Genomic DNA, 18600 nt, shown 5'->3' with positions numbered 1-18600 from the left:
TGCTTCTCGTGACGATCGGCCAAGCCCGACAGACGCCTAGTGGGCGGGAATTCATTCCCGATGGACCGGGCTGCATTATCGCGAAATTATCGCGAATAAACGCCCTTCCGCAAAAGCCTCCAGACTCAAGGTGGCTCAATAGGCCGCGCTGGGCGCTACCTCGGGGGCCGGCGGCGGCGAATGCGCGGCATGCAGGCGACTGATCAATTGATCCTCGAGCGTAAAACGCTCGGTCAACGCCTTGCGCAGGCGATTCATCCACGCCGGCAAGCGGAACAGATAGTGCTGACAACGGGTCGGCGTCGAGTAATCTTCGTCGAACTCGAGCACCATGCCGGTCGACATTTCCAGGCGCTGCAGCAGCTGTTCGGCGAGCTTCAGCGCCTCATGGTCATTGAACTGCTCGGCCTCCTCGCGCAACTGTGGATAGATCTCGAAATGCCCGGCGCTGATGTAGTCCATCAGCAGCTCGCTGAAGCGGTCGATCTGTTCCTTGGTGATTACTTCGGGGTCCGCATCGCAAGCTTCTTGAAGCTCCAGCATGGCGACCAGCATCTCGCGACGCTCCTCGAACCAGCGATCGATCAGTCGGTGGACGCCGCCCCAGCGCTCCTGAGCGGTCTTGCAATCTTCCAGCATTGTCCTGCCTCCATGCATTCATGCAGCCTGCGGAAGTTCAGCGTCCCTCGTGGTCGCACGGCTGTCAATCCTGGATGCGCAAGATTCGTCGGCTAGTCGCGGCGCCCGCTGCGGCGTGCGTTCACAAAGCCGCGAGCAATCAATGCGATGGGCACCAACGCCAGGACCAGGAATCCGACCAAGGTCCACTGCGGCAGGGTCACGCCCAGCCATATGCCCTCCACCGCAGCGCATTCGCCGGAGCTCGACAGGACGCGTGAAAGCACGTCCCACAACGGCAGGACGTCCATCATGTAGCCGAGCCCCGGCCCGCAGCTGGGCACCTGATCGGCCGGCAGCGATTGCAGCCAGACGTGGCGACTGGCCAGGGCAATGCCACTGCCAACCGTCGCCAGCCCCAGCAGGCCGTAGACGCCGCCGCCCCAGCCACGCGGATTGTGGATCGCCGCGATCAGCAAGACCAGCGCCGTGGCGATCACCGCGATACGCTGGAAGATACACAGCGGGCAGGGCTCGAGCCCCGCCACGTACTGCAGCGCCAACGCCACCGCCATCATCAGCGCACAGAAGGCCAGGCCGGCCAGACTCCAGTGGCGAACCGTCATCCGCCGCGTCCACGTTCCACTCAAGCTAGCCGCCATTCGGGCGCTCCCGTCAGTAAATGTCAATTGCAGAGAATTCGGGGCCACCAGGCGGACCCGAATGAGTCGCTCAGACTGCCGACGCGGGCCGCGGTTCCCGGGCGCGCGCGAAATAGGCCTCGAGGAAGGCCGCGAAGCTTTCGCGATCGCCGGCCTCGATGTCGCCCTGCTGCTGATGTGAGGTCTCGCTGAGCTGGCTGAACAGCGCCTCGCGGGCAGGGTCCAGCGGCTCGCGGCGAAACCGCGTGGCCTGCTCGCCGGCCATCTCGAGCATGTAGTCGACGAATTCGTCGCCGCTTTCCTCGAGCACCTCGAGCAAGCGCGCCGAGGGCGTGCGCTCGGGCTGGCGCAGCAACGGCGCCAGACTGTCGAGCGCCGAGGCATGCGCCTGCGAAGCCTCGATGGTGTCGAGCAGTCCGGCCACCTCGCGCAGTTCATCGAAGATCGTCTCGGCGCGCCGCGCCAATTGCTCTTCGCGGGCATCGATGGCCAGCGTGAGCGAGGGGTCGCGACCACGCTCGACCACCGCCTGGCGATTGTCGTCGAGCCGGTCGCACTCCTCGTCGGGAATCCACGGACTGCCGGCGAGCAGGCACCACATCACGAAGGTATCGAGAAAGCGCATCTGCGTCTCGTCGATGCCCAGCGCCAGAAACGGGTTGAGATCGAGACAGCGCACTTCGATGTATTCCACGCCGCGCGCCTCGAGCGCCTGGGTGGGTGTCTCGTCGTGGCGCGCCACGCGCTTGGGACGAATGTCGCTGTAGTACTCGTTCTCGATCTGCAGGATGTTGGCGTTGAGCTGACGCCATTCGCCGCCCTTGTTGACGCCCAGGCGCTGGTAAGCCGGCCATGGAGTGCTGATGGCGTGGCGCAGGGTACCGACGTAGTTGGACAGCGAGTTGAAACAGATTTTGAGCTGCGCCTGGACCTTGTTCTGATAGCCCAGGTCGGACATCCGCAGGCTGGTGGCATATGGCGACACCAGGGTATCGCGGGCATGGGTCTTGAGCTTGTCGGGCACCGCGCCGGTCAGAAAGCTGCGATCCAGCGCCGGCGAGGCGCCGAACAAATACAGCAGCAGCCAGCTGTTGCGCCGGAAATTGCGGATCATGTCGAAGTAGCGTCCCGAGCGATAGCCGTTCAGCGGCTTGTCCTGGGCACCCTCGAGCTCACGCAGCAACGGCCAGACTTCCTCGGGCAGCGAGACGTTGTAATGCACGCCGGCGATCGACTGCATGATCCGCCCATAGCGCACGTCCAGGCCCTTGCGATAAACCGATTTCATGGTGCCGACATTGGAGCGCCCGTAATCGGCGATCGGCACGCTGTCGTTGCCGTTCAGGCGGCCGGGCATGCTCGCCGGCCAGATCAGTTCATCGTCCAGGTGACGATAGCTGAAGCGATGCAGGTCGGCGAGAAACGCCGTCGCGTCTTCGGGGCGACAGTAGACCGGTGTGATGTATTCGAGCAGCGACTCGGAGTAATCGGTGGTGATGTGCGGATGGGTCAGCTTCGACCCCAGCGCCCGGGGATGCGGCGTCTGAGCGATCGCCCCCTGACGGTCGAGGCGCAGCCCTTCCTTTTCGACGCCGCGGCGCAAGCGACCCAGCCGCCCTTCGCGGGCCAATCCCTTGAGCCGCTCGACGGCCTTGACTAGTTGCTCGGACAAGTTGAACACCCCCGGTTGCAGGCGATTCACCGCCGCATGCCGCGGCGGTGGGTGAAGGTCAGATTATGGTGACTGGCGCAGCCCTTTCAAGGCTAACGATCATGACGATAGCTCAGCGCTTGTTGCGGGCCTTGAGCAACGCCTCGCCCAGCGCCCCCATGCCGCCATTGCCAGCGCCATCGCCACTCGCTCGCTTGTCCGCGCCGCCGCGGCGCGCGCCCTTGTTGCGCCGCTCGCCGTCGCCCTGCTGGCGCCGGGCGCCCCGGGCCGGCGCCCCCTCCTCGGCCTGGGGGTCGTCGCTCAGGCGCATCGACAGGCCGATTCGCGCGCGCTCGATATCCACGGCCATGACCTTGACCTTGACGATATCGCCGGCCTTGACCACCTGGCGCGGGTCGTCGATGAACTTCTCGGCCAGCGCCGAGATATGCACCAGGCCATCCTGATGAACGCCGATGTCGACGAACGCGCCGAAGTGGGTGACGTTGGTCACGCTGCCCTCGAGGATCATCCCGGGCTCGAGATCCTTGAGCGTCTCCACGCCCTCGCGGAACTCGGCGGCCTTGAACTCGGGCCGCGGGTCGCGCCCAGGCTTGTCGAGCTCCTTGAGGATATCGGTCACCGTCGGCACGCCGAAATTGTCGTCGACGTAGTCGGCGGGCTTGAGCGATTTCAGCAAGGCGCTGTCGCCGATCAGGCTGGCCAGTTGCCGGCCGCCGCGCTCGGCGATCCGCGTCACCACCGGGTAGGCTTCCGGGTGCACGGCGCTGGCGTCGAGCGGGTTGTCGCCGTTCATGATGCGCAGGAAACCGGCGCACTGCTCGAAGGTCCGCGGTCCCAGCCGGCTGACCTCGAGCAGCTCGCGGCGATTGCGGAACGCCCCGCGCTCGTTGCGCCGCGCGACGATGTTCTCGGCGAGTCCCGGATTGAGCCCCGAAACTCGCGAGAGCAGCGCCCCGGAGGCGGTGTTCAGGTCCACCCCCACGGCGTTGACGCAGTCCTCGATGACCGTTTCCAGACTGCGCGAGAGCTGCACCTGGGAGACGTCGTGCTGGTACTGGCCGACGCCGATCGACTTGGGCTCGATCTTGACCAGCTCGGCCAATGGGTCCTGCAGGCGCCGGGCGATCGACACCGCACCGCGAATGGTCACGTCGAGATCGGGCATCTCCCGCGCCGCCAGCTCGGAGGCCGAATACACCGAGGCGCCGGCCTCGCTGACCATCACCTTGGCGAGCCGCCGCGAGGCGTCCTGCGCGGCCAGGCGCTTGACCAGTTCGCCAGCGAGCTTGTCGGTCTCGCGGCTGGCGGTGCCGTTGCCGATGGCGATCAGGCTCACGGCGTGCTTGTCGGCCAACCGGGCCAGCGTCGCCAGCGATTCGTCCCAGCGCTTGTGCGGCGCATGCGGATAGATCACCGCCTGCTCGAGGTATTGCCCGGTGGCGTCGACCACCGCCACCTTGCAGCCGGTACGCAAGCCCGGATCGATCGCCAGCGTCGCCTGCGGGCCGGCCGGGGCGGCGAGCAGCAGATCCTTGAGGTTGGCGGCGAACACCCCGATCGCTTCGAGCTCGGCGCGCTCGCGCAGCCGCCCCATCAGCTCGGTCTCGAGATGGGTGTAGAGCTTGACCCGCCAGGTCCAGCGCACCACTTCGCGCAGCCAGCGATCGGCGGCGCGCCCGGCGTCGTGAATGTCGACGTGTTTGGCGATGGCGATCTCGGCCGGGTGCACCGGCGCTTCATCTTCGCCGGGCAGCCTGAGGCTCAGCGCCAGCACGCCTTCGTTGCGACCGCGGAACATCGCCAGCGCGCGGTGCGAAGGCACCTTGGCGAGGCGTTCGTCGTGTTCGAAGTAATCGGAGAACTTGGCGCCCTCGCGCTGCTTGCCGTCGATCACCCGCGCGCGCAGCTCGCCTTCTCCCCACAGCCGGTCGCGCAGCCGGCCGACCAGTTCGGCGTCCTCGGCAAAGCGCTCCATGAGGATCTGCTTGGCGCCGTCCAGCGCCGCCTTGGCATCCTCGACGGCCGGGGTGTCGCCGTCGGCCGCACGCAGGTAATTCTGGGCCTCGCTTTCGGGGTCCAGCGTCGGGTCGGCGAGCAGTGCAGCGGCGAGTGGCTCGAGCCCGGCCTCGCGGGCGATCTGGGCCTTGGTGCGGCGCTTCTTCTTGTAAGGCAGGTACAAGTCTTCCAGGCGCTGCTTGGTGTCGGCGTTGCGCACTTGGGCGGCCAGCACGGCCGTGAGCTTGCCCTGCTCGTCGATGCTGGCAAGCACCGCGGCGCGGCGCTCCTCGAGCTCGCGCAGGTAGCGCAGGCGCTCCTCGAGTTCACGCAACTGGCCGTCGTCGAGGCCGCCGGTGGCCTCCTTGCGGTAGCGCGAGATGAACGGCACGGTGGCGCCGCCATCGAGCATTTCCACGGCGGCGGCGACTTGGTCGGGACGAACGGCGAGTTCCCCGGCGAGGCGGGCGATGATCTGGGCTTGGGCGTCCATGAAATCCTTGGCGTTCCAGCGGCTGGCGATCCAGCGATACAAAAAGTTCGCGACAAGGTACCACAAACGCTTTCGCTGCACCGCCCGTCTGGCACTCGCGAGCTGGGCTAGCCGGCTCCCCCGCGACGGCGCTCCAGGGCGTTGCGATAGAGCGCGCCCAGGCGATACAGGCCATGCACGAATTTGCCGTAGGGCAGCGTGACGAACAGCGCCAGCACGATGCCCAGGTGGATCACCAGCAGCAGGCCGAGTGCCGACGACTCGCGAAACAGCATCAGTACGAGACCGCTCAGACTGCTCAGCCACAACAGCGCGATGAAGGCCATGTCCATGCCCAGCTGGCGGCCGTCCCCGGACGCCGGATCGCGCTTGAGCTTGAGATAGAACAGTCCGGCCGGGCCCACCAGCAGGCCCAGCCCGCCGGGAATACCGAACAACTTGGGCAGACTGACGAGCTCATAGGGCGCCACCCAGCCGAGCAGGTAGTAATAGAAGGTTCCGGTGACGGTGGCCGCGAAACACAGCAAAAAACCGTAGGCCGTAAAATGATGAAAGCGCCGCCGCCAATGGGAGTGGTACTCGTCGGGATAGGTACAACCGACGTCGCCCTGGCCGTGCAGGTGACGCAGCGACGCGGCCTCGCTCAGCGCGTCGCGCCAGGCCCCACGGTCGAACAGCGCCCGCGCGCCCTCGCCACTCTCGCGCCAGAAGCCGACGAAGCCCATCGCCAGCGCCAGGACGACGAACAGCGCGACGCCGCCGAACAGCCCCGCCATCACGTTGTGCGGCATCAGCGCATAGAAGTCGCCGCCGTGCCGGGCGCCGAACAATCCCGCGAGACCACCGTTGAGCGCGATGGCGACCAGCAGGATCAGCGTCATGCCCAGCGCCAGGGCGATCGACGAGACCAGCCCGTTGCGGTCGAACAGCCGCGCCAAAGGCCCCGGCCAGGCGTATTCGCGGTAGGAGGACGCGCGCAGCTTGGCCATCGACTTGGGCACGTTGACGGCGAACTCGTGCGGCGGCGCGTACTGGCAGGCGTAAAGGCATTCGCTGCAGTTGTGGCACAGGTTGGCGAGGTAGTTGAGATCCTCGCGGGAGAAGGTCAGGCGCCGCTCCATGGCCGGAAAGACCGGGCAGAAGCCTTCACAGTAGCGGCACGCGTTGCACACCGTCATGTTGTGGCGCGCTTCGTCGATCAGGGTCTCAATCCGTTGCATGGCTCTTCGCGTAGCCTCCTGCCTGTGTACCTGCGGTGCGCCCGAAAACCGTGCCGATGGTCATGCCGAATCCGGCCACGTAGCCCTGCCCCAGGATGTTGCCGGCCATGATCTCGCCGGCGAGGAAGACGTTGTCGGCGAGTTCGCCGTTGTCCATGTACATGCGCGCCCGGTCGTCAACCTCGGCGCCCAGGTAAGTGAAGGTGATACCGGTGCGCAGCGGATAACCGTAGAAGGGCGGCGTATCAATGCGCTGTGCCCAGTGGGTCTTCTCCGGCGTGACGCCCTGAGTACGGCAGTCGTCGAGCACGCTATGGTCGAAGTGGCCGGGCTGCACGGCGGCGTTGAACTCGTCGACGGTGCGTCTGAGCGCCTCGACCGGCAGATCGAGCTTTACCGCCAGTTCGTCGAGGCTGTCGGCGCGCTCCGGCGGGAACACCGACGGCATGAAGCGGCCCTCGGCCTTGGCGTCGGTGATCGAATAACCGATCTGGTCCGGCTGGCGGGCGATCAGCCGCCCCCAGATCGCGTAGCGCTTGGGCCAGAAATCCTCGCCCTCGTCGTAGAAGCGCCGGCCCTCGCGATTGACGACGATGCCCAGCGATACGCAATCGACGCGGGTGACGATGCCACCGTCGTATTTTGGCGCACGCGCATCGATCGCCACGGCATGGCCCTGGGTCGGGTCGCCGATCGACTTGGCGCCGTTGTCGAGCAGCGAGCGCAGCATCTTGCCCTGGTTGAAGCGCGTGCCGCGGATCAGGAAGTTGCGCGACACCGGCCCCCAGGCCTCTTCGAGCCACTCCAGGTTGGACTCGAACCCGCCCGAGGCGACCACCACCGCCTTGGCGCTCACCCTCACTTGCTCGTCACCCAGCGTTACCAGGGCATGATCGAAACGCGTGCCATCGAAGACCAGCCGCTCGGCCTCGGCCTGGTAGATGATGGTCACCCCCAGCCGCTCGGCGGCCTTGTAGTAGGTGTTGACCAGCGCCTTGCCGCCGCCCAGGAAGAAGGCGTTGGTCCGCCCCAGGTGCAGGGTGCCGCCCAGAGAGGGCTGGAAGCGTACGCCGTAGCCCCTCATCCAGTCGGTGCAGGTTTCCGAGGCGCGAATCACGTACCGCGCCAGGGCCTCGTTGGTGTTGCCGCCGGTCACCCGCCAGACGTCCTCGAAGAATTCCTCCTCCAGATAGGCGTCGGTCAGCACATCGGTGGGCGCACGGTGCATGCAGCGCAGGTTGCGGGTATGGCTGCTGTTGCCGCCGCGTACTTCGCGCGGCGCGCTCTCCAGCAGCAGCACGCTGGCGCCCCGCTCGCGAGCCGACAGCGCCGCGCACAAGGCGGCATTGCCGCCGCCGATCACCAGCACGTCATGGCCGGTAAGCGCCTGTTTATCTATCGGCCGTCCGAGCGATGAGACGATCATCGACCCCTCCCGTAGCTACTAAATACAACTGTATCCATCAGTGTTCAAAATGACAAGCCATGTATGGAGGATTATCATGTGCGCCAAAGCGTCGATCGGACAGGCAGCTCCATGGCAGAAAGCAAGTCACGCAAATCCCCGGCGGCGTCCGCCAACGAGCGCGGCGAACCGCGCAGCGAACAGGCCTACCGGTACATCGTCGAGGCCATCAAGGAGGGTTCGCTGCGCCCCGGTACGCGCATCCGCGAAGTCGACCTGGCCGAGCGCACCGGGCTGAGCCGAACCCCGGTTCGCGAGGCGCTCAACCGCTTGCAGATGGAGGGGTTGGTGGCCAACGACCCGGCCCGCGGCACGATCGTCACCGAGCTCGACCACGGCATGGTCAGCGAACTGTATGCCATGCGCGAGGTGCTCGAGGGCACCGCCGCACGGCTCTCGGCACGCCACGCCTCCGACGTCGAGATCACCTTCCTGCGCGAGATCAGCGAACGCGACGAGCAGTTCACCGAGACTCTCGACCTGGTCAAGAACAACAAGCTGTTCCACAGCACGCTGTATCGCTGCGCGCACAACCGCTACCTGCTGAAGATGTTGCATTCGCTGCAGGATTCGATGGTCCTGCTGGGGCGCAGCACCCTGGCCAAGCCGGGACGCCCCCAGACTGCGCGCCAGGAGCACGCCGCCATCGTCACGGCACTGGAGAGCCGCGATCCCGACGCCGCCGAGCAACACGCCCGCACCCACATCCGCGAGGCCTACAAGGTGCGTCTCGAGGCATTCTTCGAGGGCGAGACCTGATCAGCTGCGCAGCGCTCAGGTCCGCAGTGCAAAGGGATCGCGCACCTCGTCGCCCAGGTCGATCATCACGTTCTTGATGTCCAGGTACTCGTTGAGGGCGTGATGGCTGCGCTCGCGGCCGAAGCCGCTGGCCTTGACGCCGCCGAACGGCGCCTGCGCCGCCGAGGCGCGGTAGGTATTGATCCACACGCTGCCGACCCGTAGCCGTCCGACCACGCGATGGGCCCGCGCCAGATCGCGCGTCCAGACCCCGGCGACCAGCCCATAGTCGGTGCCGTTGGCGATCGCCACGGCCTCGTCCTCGCTGTCGAACGGGATGATCGCCAGCACCGGGCCGAATACCTCCTCCCGGGCAAGCTCGCTGTCGGGGGCGACCCCGGTGAACACCGTCGGCTCGACGAAGCAGCCAGCCTGCAATGCGGCGCTGTCCGGCGCCCGACCGCCGACCTTGAGCGTCGCGCCATCGCGCCGGGCGCGCTCGATGAACCCCAACACCCGCTCGTGCTGCACGGGATTGGCGACCGGGCCCATCTCGGTGTCGTCGCGGCGCGGATCGCCGAGGCGGATCGCCGCGGCCCGCGCACAGACCCGCTCGCAGACCCGCTCGTAGAGCCCACGCTGGACCAGCAGCCGTGACCCGGCGATGCAGGTCTGCCCGGCGGCGGCGAAGATTCCGGCCACCGCGCCGGTCACCGCCTGCTCCAGCGAGGCATCGTCGAAGACGATGTTGGCCGACTTGCCGCCCAGCTCCAGGGTCACCGGCTTGAGCGCCTCGGCAGCCACCCGCGCGATCGCCCGGCCTGTCGCTGTGCCGCCGGTGAAGCTGATCAGGTCGATGTCGGCATGGCCGGTCAGCGCCGAGCCCACCTCGCCGCCGCCGGTCACCACGTTGACCACCCCGGGCGGGAAGCCGGCCCGTTCGCACAGCGCGGCGAACTCGAGGGTGGTCACGCTGGCCACTTCCGAGGGCTTGATCACCACCGTGCAACCCGCCGCCAGGGCCGGCGCCAGCTTGTTGGCGAGGATCGCCATCGGCGAGTTCCACGAGGTCACCAGCGCGGCGACGCCCCGCGGTTCGCGGGTGGTGTAGTCGAACAGCTCGGGACGATCGAGCGGCAGCGTCTCGCCGTGCAGCTTGTCGGCCCAGCCGGCGAAATAACGGTAGTTGCGTGCCGCGAAGCGCATCTGCACGCGGGTCTCGCGAATCACCTTGCCGTTGTCGGTGGTCTCGAGCTGCGCCATGCGCTCGGCGTCGCCCTCGAGCAGCTCGGCGAGGCGATGAAGGAGAGTCGCCCGCGCAAGGCCGGGCGAGCGACCCCAGCCGTCGTTATCGAAGGCCGTGCGCGCAGCAGCCACCGCGGCGTCGACGTCGGCCGCACTGGCCTCGGGGACACGCGCCCAGGTCGTCTGATTAAAGGGATTGATGGCGGCGAAGCTGGCATCGCCTTCGGCCGCCCGCCAGCTGTCGCCGATACGCAACCTGTAATCGTGGGTACTCATACACGTCTCCGGCGTCAGTGAAACGGCGAGAAGAAATAGCCCGCCGGCCAGTCGAGGTTGAAGCCCTCGCCGAGCACGATCAGGAACACCACCAGCAAGGCGCTGCCGAGCAGTGCCGACCACCAGCGCAGCTTGCCGACGAAATAGCCGAAGGCCGCGCAGAACAGCGCCGCCGATATAACCAGTCCAATCAATGAGATACAGACATACAACGCGGCCAGCCACAGCAGGTAGGGCATGGTGCGTTTAAGCTTGTCGCCGGTCAGCGGTTCGCCGTGCTCGGCGGCGGTCACGTGCCGCGAGCGGCGCACGGTCAGCACGAACTCCACGATCAGCAGCAGCAAGGCCGCGCCGGCGACCACCTGAGGCATCAGCCGTGCCGTGAACGGATAGTCCATGGCCGCCCACAGCATGGCCACCAGAATCACGGCGACGATCGCCATGAACACCAGTTCTTCGACTAGACGGCGGGACATCACGAGGCCTCCCGAGTCTGGCTCTTGCCCTTGACGCGCACCCCGGCCACCACCACCGCGATGGACACCAGGCCGATCGCGATGACGATCGGGTCGGCCAGCCACGACCAGCCATAGCGCGAGGCCGAGATGGTCAGGTAGCGCTCGATGCTCGGCGCCAGCACGAAGCCGATCAGCACCGGGGCGCGCGGCCAGTCATAGGTCTTGAGCAGCCAACCGATCAGGCCGACTACCAGGAAAGCCACCAGATCGCCCCAGTGACGGGTATTCTGGTAGGCGCCGACCATCATCACGATGATCAGGAAAGGCGCGAACTTGCTGGCCGGGATCATGCTCAGCCGGGCGATCGGCCGCGACAGCAGGAAACACGCCAGTGCGCCGACGACATTGGCCAGCGCCAGCGTCCAGACCACCGTCAGGGTGACCGGCAGGTTGGAGGTCAGCATCGACGGCCCCGGCTGGATGCCCAGCAGGATCAGCCCGCCCAGCAGTACCGCCGTGGTGCCGCTGCCGGGAATGCCGAACAGCAGGGTGGGGATCAGCGCCCCGCCCTCCTTGGCGTTGTTGGAGCTTTCCGGGGCGATCACGCCGCGGATCTCGCCCTGGCCGAAGCGGCTCTTGTCCTTGGTGGTATGCATCGCCTGGCCGTAGGACAGCCAGTCCACCACCGAGCCGCCGAGACCGGGTATCGCCCCCACCGCGACGCCCAGTGCCGACGAACGCAGCACCAGCCAGCGATGCGTGAAGGTTGCCTTGATCCCCGCCCTCCAGCCTTCGGACAGCGTCTTGACCTTGGAGACGGCGCGATTCTCGGCCAGCAGGTCGATGATCTCGGGCACCGCGAACAGGCCCATGGCGAGGATCGCCAACGGTATGCCATCCATCAGGTAGGTGCTGTCGCCGACGAAGCGAAAGGTCACCGAGGCCGGTGCCGAACCGAGCATCGCGATCAGGATACCGAACAGCGTCGCCAGGATGCCGCGAAACGGATACTTGCCGGCCAGCAACCCGACCACGCACAGTCCCAGCACGGTCAGCATGAACAGGTGCGGCGACCTGAACGACAGGATCACCGGCCGCGCCACCGGCAGGATCATGAACAGTACCAGCGCGCCGATCAGTCCGCCGATCAGCGAGGCACTGAAGGCCGCGCTGAGGGCCAGGCCGGCTCGCCCCTGCTGGGCCAGCGGATAGCCGTCGAGCACCGTCGCCTGGGAGCCGGCCGAGCCGGGCACCCCGATCAGCACGCTGGGAAAGGTATCGGCCGTCGCGATCACCGCGGCCATGCCGATCAGCATGGCGATGGCGGCGTAGGTATCCATGCCGTAGACGAACGGCAGCAGCAGCGACATGCCGACCACCCCGCCCAGCCCCGGCAGGATGCCGACGATCAGCCCTACGCTCACGCCGAGCAGCATGAACATCAGTCGCGAGGGATCGAGCACGATGGATAACGCTTCGAGCGCAGCTTCGAACACGGCAAGTGCTCCCTTCACATGGCAGAATACAGCAGAGAAGCCTTGGCTCTTTCAGCCGAAGCCCTCTCCTGTCGAGGCGCGTCGCCGTCAGAGATCGGCGTCGTAACGCTCGCGGAAGGTCTTGCGCAGGAAGTCGAGCGCCTCGTCGGACACGTCGAGGGTCGAGCTCATCGCCGTGTAGGCCTCCTCGCCGACCAGCCACTCGTAGGGCCCGTTGGTGGCTTCGGACTCGGCGATGAATTCGGGATCCTGACGCGCATCGCGAAACGCCTGGCGAAGGTCTTCGATGGAGGCTTCGGGGGCATCCTTCTTGGCCCACAGCATCTTGATGCTGCCGGCCGAGAGCACCGCACGATAGGCATCCCAGGCCAGCCCCGAGGGCTTCTCGCCGTAGCGCTCCTCGTAGACTTCGGCCACCGTCGGCAGCTCGGGGAACGCCGGGTCGCGCACCAGTTCACCCTGGGTGTTGATGACGCCCATGCTGAATAACGGCACCGCGATGCCTTCGTCGACCAACGGCTGAACGTTCGCGGTGTAGGCGCTAGTGGTCTGGAAATCGATATTGGTCTCGCCCTGCTCGAGGGCCAGACGTGCCGGGCCACGGCTCTGGTAGCCGAAGATCGCCTGGTGCGGCAGGTCGAGCAAGGCGAAGGCCGCCAGCGCCGTGGAGCCGATGGCCTGGGGCGAGACCTCGCCGTAGATCAGGTTGTCGGCTTCCCACAGCTGCTGCGGATCCTCGATGCCCAGGTCGGAGCGCGCGTAGACGACCCCGCCTTGCGCCATGGCGGCGATCGGCGCGTAATTGCGAAAATCGTAGCGTACGGCATCGGAGCCGTACATGAACGGAAATACCTGACCGGCGCTCTGCAGCAGCACCGTGAAGCCGTCGCTGGCGGTACGCAGCTCGAATTCGTTGGTGCCCTGAACGCCGCCTGCACCCGGGCGGTTGACGACCTGGATGCTGGCGTCATCGCCGAGGTACGGCGGCAGCGTGGCGGCCACGAAGCGGCCCCAGGTATCCGCCCCACCGCCCGGCGACCATGGCGTCAGGATCTCCAGTGTCTCGTCGTCGTAGAAGCCGTTGAGCTCGGCTTGCTCGGTCTGTGCCGTCGCCGTCGTCGCTACTCCCAGCGACAGGCCGGCGGCGGCTAGCAGAGTGGCCGCAATGCGGCCGGTACGAAGGCGTACATCGTTGTTCATGGTCGATTCTCCTGAGCGGGGCCGCCGGTTCTCCGGCACCCGCACCCGATGGCTGGCATTGTTGTTCATCGGTATCGCAACCACTCGAAACCCATACCGAGTCGGTGCGATGCGCTAAGGCTTGAGAGGCATGTAATTATTATTGTGTACCTGAGTATGCAAATGGCTGCATTAATATGCAAGAGTGTTCTTTAACTTGGAAAGCTTGCTATATTGCCAAGGCATTCATGGTCAGGGAGACGCTCCAGACGGGCGGCACTCGCCACCGACAATGCCGGCGGGCAACACTGACAACATTGGGGCGTCGCGATGAATCTTGATATAAGCAATAAGGTGGCTCTGATTACCGGTGGCAGCGAAGGCATCGGCCTGGCCACGGCGCGGGTGCTGGCCGCCGAGGGCGCGCGCGTGGTACTCGCCGCTCGCCGCGAAGCGACGCTGCGAAGCGCCGCCCGCGAGCTCGAGGCGCTCGGCGGTCACCCCCCGGTCATCGTCTCGGCGGACATGGCCACCGCGGAGGCTCCGGCGCGGGCCGTGCAGGCCGCCATCGAGGCCCATGGCGAGCTGGACATTCTGATCAACAATGCCGGCAGCAGCGCCTCCGGCCCCTTCCTGGAGTCCGACGACGCCCTCTGGCAGGCCGACTTCGACCTCAAGCTGATGGGCGCGATTCGCTGCACGCGGGCGGCCCTGCCCTATCTGAAGGTTTCCGCCGCCGCGGCGATCGTCAACATCACCACGGTCGCCGGCAAGGCGGCGCCGGCCAATTCGCTGCCCACCTCGGCTACCCGCGCCGCCGGCATCGCCCTGACCAAGTCGCTGGCCAACGAGCTGGGCAACGCGGGGGTGCGTGTCAACACGGTGTGCATCGGCCGGGTCCGCTCGGCCCAGGTGGAACGCCGCTGGCAACGCGAAGCCCCCGAGCTGAGCTGGGATGAATACTCGACCAGGCAGAGCCAGGCGATTCCGCTGGGACGCCTGGGTGACGCCAGCGAAGTCGCCAATTGCATCGCCTTTCTGGTCTCGCCCTGCGCTTCGTACGTGACCGGCGCCAGCCTCAACGTCGACGGTGGCCGCAGTCCCGTCGTCTGATCGTCTCGATCCGAACAACAAAGTCAGGAGCTTGCCATGCCCTCGGTTGCCCACACCCTGATCGAAGGCCTTCGCCGCGAAGGCATCACCCATATCTTCGGCATTCCCGGCACCCAGAACCTGCCGCTACTCGACGTGCTGCGCGACACGCCGGACATCCGTTTCATCCTCACCCGCCATGAACAGGGCGCGGCTTTCATGGCTTACGGCTATGCCCGAGCCGGACAGCGCCCGGCGGTGGTGACCGCCACCGAGGGCCCCGGCGTCACCAACATGGCGACACCGTTCGGTGCGGCCTTTCGCGGCAACGTACCGATCATCGGCATCAATGGCCTGCAGGAGGCCTGGCTGCGCGAGAAGGACGCCAGCCAGGAGATGGATCAGATCAGTTTCTTCAAGCCCATTACCAAATGGGCCTATTCGATCAGTGACCCCGAAAAGGCCCAGGAGGCGTTGCGCAAGGCGTTCCGCGTGGCGCTGAGCGAACCGCCCGGCCCGGTGCACCTCGAGGCGCCGTCGGACATCTATCTGCAGGAGGTCGAGCAGGAGGCGTGGCAGCCGGCGCAATACCGCGCCACCACGCTGCCCAGCGTGGACGCCGGCGTGCTCGACGAGATCGTCGCGCGGCTCGCACGCGCCGAGCGCCCGGTGATCCTGGCCGGCGGCGGAGTGCTCCGCGAGCGGTCCAGCGACGCGCTCATCGCCTTCGCCGAGCGTCACGGCATTCCGGTCGCACCGCTGCAGTTCAGCCCCGATGCGTTCCCCACGGCGCATCCGCTGGCGCTGGGGCCGCTGGGCCGCAACGGCTGGGAAAGCGCCAACCGTGCCGTCAAGCAAGCCGACCTGGTGCTCGCCGTGGGCGCGCGCATGGATCTGTTCTCGACGACCTTCAAGCACGGCCTGATCCAGGCCGACGCCACCTTGATCCATCACGCGGCCAGCGACGACCCCATCGGCACGGTATTCCCGGTCGACGTGGCCGCCGTCGGCGCGACGCCGAGCCTGCTCGCCGGGCTCACCCTGCGCCTCGCCGAGCGCCGCTGGGCGTGGCTCGACGTCGGTGCGGAAGTCGCGCAGTGGGAAGCCCAGCGCCAGGGGCTGATCGACGCCGAGGCCGAGCCCATCCAGCCGCCGTTCGTCGCCGACGTGTTGCGCCGCACCCTGCCCAAGGGCGGGATCATGGTGGTCGACGCCGGCAATGCCGGCAAGCATGCGCGCATGCACTTCGTCAGTCACGCCCCGGACACCTACCAATTCATCGACAACTGGGCCGCGGTGGGCGCCGGCTTTCCCACTGCCATCGGCGCGGCGCTGGCCCGCCCCGACGTGCCGGTGCTGGCGGTCCAGGGCGACATGGGCTTCATGTGCAATATCGGCGAGCTGGAAACCGCCGTGCGCGAGAAGATCAAGCTGGTCGCGGTGGTCTTCAATGACCAGGGGCTGGGCAACGAACGTGCCTTCCAGAATGCCCATTACGGCGGCCGGCACTTCGCGGTCGACTACCGCAACCCGGACTTCGGCGAACTGGCCCGGGTGTTCGGCGCGCACGGCGAGACGGTGACCCGACCCGGCGATCTCGAGGCCGCCATGCAGCGCGCCTTTGCCGCCGAAGGCCCGGCGGTGGTCGACGTGATGATCGACCAGGATCACCTGGCTCCCGTGCTCTTCAAGGCCTGAAGCCGGCATGCCAGAAGCTCCGACCGGCAAGCCCGACGCCGCGGCGATCCGCAACCTGGTGCTGGTATGCATCGGCCTGACCAGCGTCTTCGTCGCCCAGACCATGCTGCTGCTGGCGGTGCCATTGCGCGCGCTGGACATGGGCGCCAGCCCGGCGATGGTCGGGCTGGTGCTCTCGGCGCCCTACCTGTTGCCGCTGCTGTTGGCGATTCCCCTCGGCGGCGTGGTAACTCGCGTCGGCGCCCAGAAGGTCACCCTGCTGGGCGCCTGCGGCATGTTCGCCGGGCCCTGGCTGACGCTAGCGGTTCCGGGTCTCGTCGGCCTGCTCGCCACTCAGTTGGTGATCGGCATAGCGCATGTGGTGATGGTGATCGCGGCGCAGTCGATCGTCGCCTCGCTGGGACGCGGACGACAGCTCGAGCGCTATTTCGGCTGGTACACCATGTGCCTGTCTGGGGGCCAACTCATCGGACCGTTGCTCGCCGGGCGGCTGATCGATACCCAGCCGATGGCCAGCGTGATCATGGTGATCGGCACGCTACCGCTGATCGCCGTGACCACCTCGCTGCTGTTCGTCGGCGACTCGCGCAAGGGCCACGTGGCGCCCCGGGCCTTGCTCGGCTATCGCGCCCAGGCTTCATTACTGCGCGCCAATATCGGCGTCAAGATGTCGATCGCGGTGACCGTCGCGGTCCTCTTCGCCCTCGCCGCCCATGCCGTCTTTCTCCCCGTCTACCTCGAGAGCATCGCTCTGTCGGCGACCGCGATCGGTGTGCTGATCAGCCTGCGCGCGCTGTGTGCGATGCTGATCCGTCCGTTCATGCCCGGTGTCATTCAAGCCCTGGGTGGCCGCTCCCGGACGATGATCGCTTCGGTGGCGGCCGTCGCCCTGGGCATGATGTGGACCGGCGCCACCGATAGCATCGGCTTGCTAGCCTTCTACGCCGTGCTGGTCGGGCTGGGATCCGGCATCTCGCAACCGTTGTCGATGGTGGTGCTGGCCGAGCACGTCTCCGCCGAGCAGCGCGCCAGCGCGTTGGGTATGCGGCTGATGGGCAATCGTGGCGCCCAGGTCCTGGCGCCCCTGCTGCTGGGGTTCATCGCCGAATGGCTGGGATTCACGCTGGCCTTTTTGCTCTGCGGCGCGATACTGCTTTGTCTGCTGACAGTGGTGATCCGCCTGGCCCCCGGCTTCGACCGCGCCGAGCGCGAAGCCGCGTAATGCCCACCCGACGAAGGAGAACCGAATGACCCAGCACGCTCCCCGGCACCCCGACTGGCCGATCGTGATCCTCGACGACTTCGACGACGTCTGCGCCCGGTCGCCGGCGGTCGCTGCGTTACAGCGCGATTTTCCCCTCACCGTCCATCGTCGGCGTCTGGAGGGCCCGGCGTTACAGAGTGCGCTGCGCCAGGCCCGTATCGTGGTCACCCTGCGCGAACGCTCGGCGATCGACCAGCGCTTCCTCGAGGCCGCCCCGGAACTCGAACTGGTGGCACAGACGGGCACCGGCCTCAACCACGTCGACGTACCGCGGGTGCGCCAGCGCGGCATCGCCATCGCCACCACCCCGGGCGGGTCGGTCGATGCCGTGGCCGAGCTGGTCATCGGTCTGATGCTGGCCTTCGACCATCGCATCGTCGCCGGCAGTCGCCACGTCGCGGCCGGTGACTGGGCGAGCCAGTTGGGCCGCGAGGCGAGCGGTCAAACGCTCGGCCTGGTCGGCTTCGGGGCGATCGCCCGGGCCGTCGCCCCGCGCGCCCAGGCGCTGGGCATGCGGATCAAGGCCTGGGGCCGTTCGCTGGAGCCGGCCCAGGCCCGGCAGTTGGGCGTCGAGGCCATGCCCAGCGTCGAGGCGCTGCTCGAGGCCGTCGACGTGGTCAGCCTGCATCTGCGCCTGACCCCCGAGACCCGTGGGTTCCTCGATGCAAATCGCATTGCCGCGATCCGCCCCGGGGCGCTGCTCGTCAACACCGCACGCGGGGCGCTGCTCGACCAGCACGCCCTGCTCGGCGCCCTGCAGGCCGGACGCCTGCGGGGCGCCGCACTGGACGTCACCGACCCCGAGCCGCTGCCCGCCGGCCATCCGCTGCTGTCGCGCGAAGATGTGCTGATCACCCCGCACATGGGCTGGACGACCCGCGGTACCTACGAACGCTTCCTGACCGATGCCGGCGCCAACATCCGCGCTTTCGTCTCCGGTCGGCCGCTGCGCCTGGTCGATGGCTGACCAGATCCCCATGTTGGTCATGCGCTCCCTGTTTCGATCGCGAGGCGGGTCCGCAGTTC

The 18600-nt window shown here is 67.1% G+C and carries 15 protein-coding genes; 5 read left to right on the top strand and 10 right to left on the bottom strand.

What is annotated here, in order from left to right; all coding sequences use genetic code 11:
• Positions 1 to 135: 135 nt before the first annotated feature.
• From K7I12_RS05345 to tcuA, 6 genes are all read right to left on the bottom strand, one after another.
• The gene (locus tag K7I12_RS05345; RefSeq protein WP_031383358.1) at positions 136 to 639 is read right to left on the bottom strand and encodes an Rsd/AlgQ family anti-sigma factor; all 504 of its coding nucleotides are present in this window, start codon (positions 637 to 639) and stop codon (positions 136 to 138) included.
• A gap of 92 nt (positions 640 to 731) precedes the next feature.
• A complete protein-coding gene (locus tag K7I12_RS05340; RefSeq protein ID WP_231663346.1) occupies positions 732 to 1244 on the bottom strand; it encodes a disulfide bond formation protein B in 513 nt (170 codons plus the stop codon).
• A 106-nt stretch (positions 1245 to 1350) separates the two neighbouring features.
• Positions 1351 to 2952, bottom strand: coding sequence for a glutamate--cysteine ligase (gene gshA / locus K7I12_RS05335; protein WP_031383356.1), 1602 nt, complete (start codon positions 2950 to 2952; stop codon positions 1351 to 1353).
• Between the two features lie 112 nt (positions 2953 to 3064).
• Positions 3065 to 5443 carry a Tex family protein gene (locus tag K7I12_RS05330; RefSeq protein WP_031383355.1) on the bottom strand — a complete coding sequence of 793 codons (2379 nt, stop codon included), beginning with the start codon at positions 5441 to 5443 and terminating at the stop codon, positions 3065 to 3067.
• Between the two features lie 107 nt (positions 5444 to 5550).
• A complete protein-coding gene (gene tcuB, locus K7I12_RS05325) occupies positions 5551 to 6663 on the bottom strand; it encodes a tricarballylate utilization 4Fe-4S protein TcuB (RefSeq protein WP_231663344.1) in 1113 nt (370 codons plus the stop codon).
• Complete coding sequence (tcuA, locus tag K7I12_RS05320) at positions 6650 to 8089, bottom strand: FAD-dependent tricarballylate dehydrogenase TcuA (protein WP_051907404.1); 1440 nt, start codon at positions 8087 to 8089, stop codon at positions 6650 to 6652. The genes tcuB and tcuA overlap by 14 nt, the downstream gene beginning before the upstream one ends.
• Before the next feature lie 111 nt (positions 8090 to 8200).
• Here tcuA and K7I12_RS05315 point away from each other — a divergent pair, with 111 nt between their 5' ends.
• Positions 8201 to 8887 carry a GntR family transcriptional regulator gene (locus K7I12_RS05315; protein WP_231663341.1) on the top strand — a complete coding sequence of 229 codons (687 nt, stop codon included), beginning with the start codon at positions 8201 to 8203 and terminating at the stop codon, positions 8885 to 8887.
• Positions 8888 to 8902: 15 nt separating this feature from the next.
• On the opposite strand, the gene K7I12_RS05310 is transcribed toward K7I12_RS05315, so the two are convergent.
• The 4 genes from K7I12_RS05310 to K7I12_RS05295 form a co-directional block, all read right to left on the bottom strand.
• A complete protein-coding gene (locus K7I12_RS05310; RefSeq protein WP_031383351.1) occupies positions 8903 to 10387 on the bottom strand; it encodes an aldehyde dehydrogenase in 1485 nt (494 codons plus the stop codon).
• 14 nt (positions 10388 to 10401) lie between these two features.
• Positions 10402 to 10863: a tripartite tricarboxylate transporter TctB family protein gene (locus tag K7I12_RS05305; RefSeq protein WP_031383350.1), complete on the bottom strand. Its 462-nt coding sequence runs from the start codon at positions 10861 to 10863 to the stop codon at positions 10402 to 10404.
• Positions 10863 to 12341 carry a tripartite tricarboxylate transporter permease gene (locus K7I12_RS05300; RefSeq protein ID WP_031383349.1) on the bottom strand — a complete coding sequence of 493 codons (1479 nt, stop codon included), beginning with the start codon at positions 12339 to 12341 and terminating at the stop codon, positions 10863 to 10865. The genes K7I12_RS05305 and K7I12_RS05300 overlap by 1 nt, the downstream gene beginning before the upstream one ends.
• A gap of 87 nt (positions 12342 to 12428) precedes the next feature.
• Positions 12429 to 13541, bottom strand: coding sequence for a Bug family tripartite tricarboxylate transporter substrate binding protein (locus tag K7I12_RS05295; protein ID WP_051907403.1), 1113 nt, complete (start codon positions 13539 to 13541; stop codon positions 12429 to 12431).
• A 333-nt stretch (positions 13542 to 13874) separates the two neighbouring features.
• On the opposite strand from K7I12_RS05295, the gene K7I12_RS05290 reads away from it, so the two are divergent.
• The 4 genes from K7I12_RS05290 to K7I12_RS05275 are packed head-to-tail and all read left to right on the top strand — an operon-like array spanning position 13875 to position 18541.
• Complete coding sequence (locus K7I12_RS05290; protein ID WP_231663339.1) at positions 13875 to 14633, top strand: SDR family NAD(P)-dependent oxidoreductase; 759 nt, start codon at positions 13875 to 13877, stop codon at positions 14631 to 14633.
• A 36-nt stretch (positions 14634 to 14669) separates the two neighbouring features.
• The gene (locus K7I12_RS05285) at positions 14670 to 16310 is read left to right on the top strand and encodes a thiamine pyrophosphate-binding protein (RefSeq protein WP_031383346.1); all 1641 of its coding nucleotides are present in this window, start codon (positions 14670 to 14672) and stop codon (positions 16308 to 16310) included.
• 7 nt (positions 16311 to 16317) lie between these two features.
• On the top strand, positions 16318 to 17532 hold the full coding sequence (locus K7I12_RS05280) for an MFS transporter (RefSeq protein WP_051907402.1): 1215 nt from the start codon (positions 16318 to 16320) through the stop codon (positions 17530 to 17532).
• A 25-nt stretch (positions 17533 to 17557) separates the two neighbouring features.
• Positions 17558 to 18541: an NAD(P)-dependent oxidoreductase gene (locus K7I12_RS05275; protein WP_231663337.1), complete on the top strand. Its 984-nt coding sequence runs from the start codon at positions 17558 to 17560 to the stop codon at positions 18539 to 18541.
• The last annotated feature ends 59 nt before the right edge of the window (positions 18542 to 18600 follow it).

The organism is Halomonas sp. IOP_31 (assembly GCF_021151495.1).
Lineage (GTDB): Bacteria > Pseudomonadota > Gammaproteobacteria > Pseudomonadales > Halomonadaceae > Modicisalibacter > Modicisalibacter zincidurans.
This window is presented reverse-complemented; position numbering and strand designations above follow the sequence as displayed.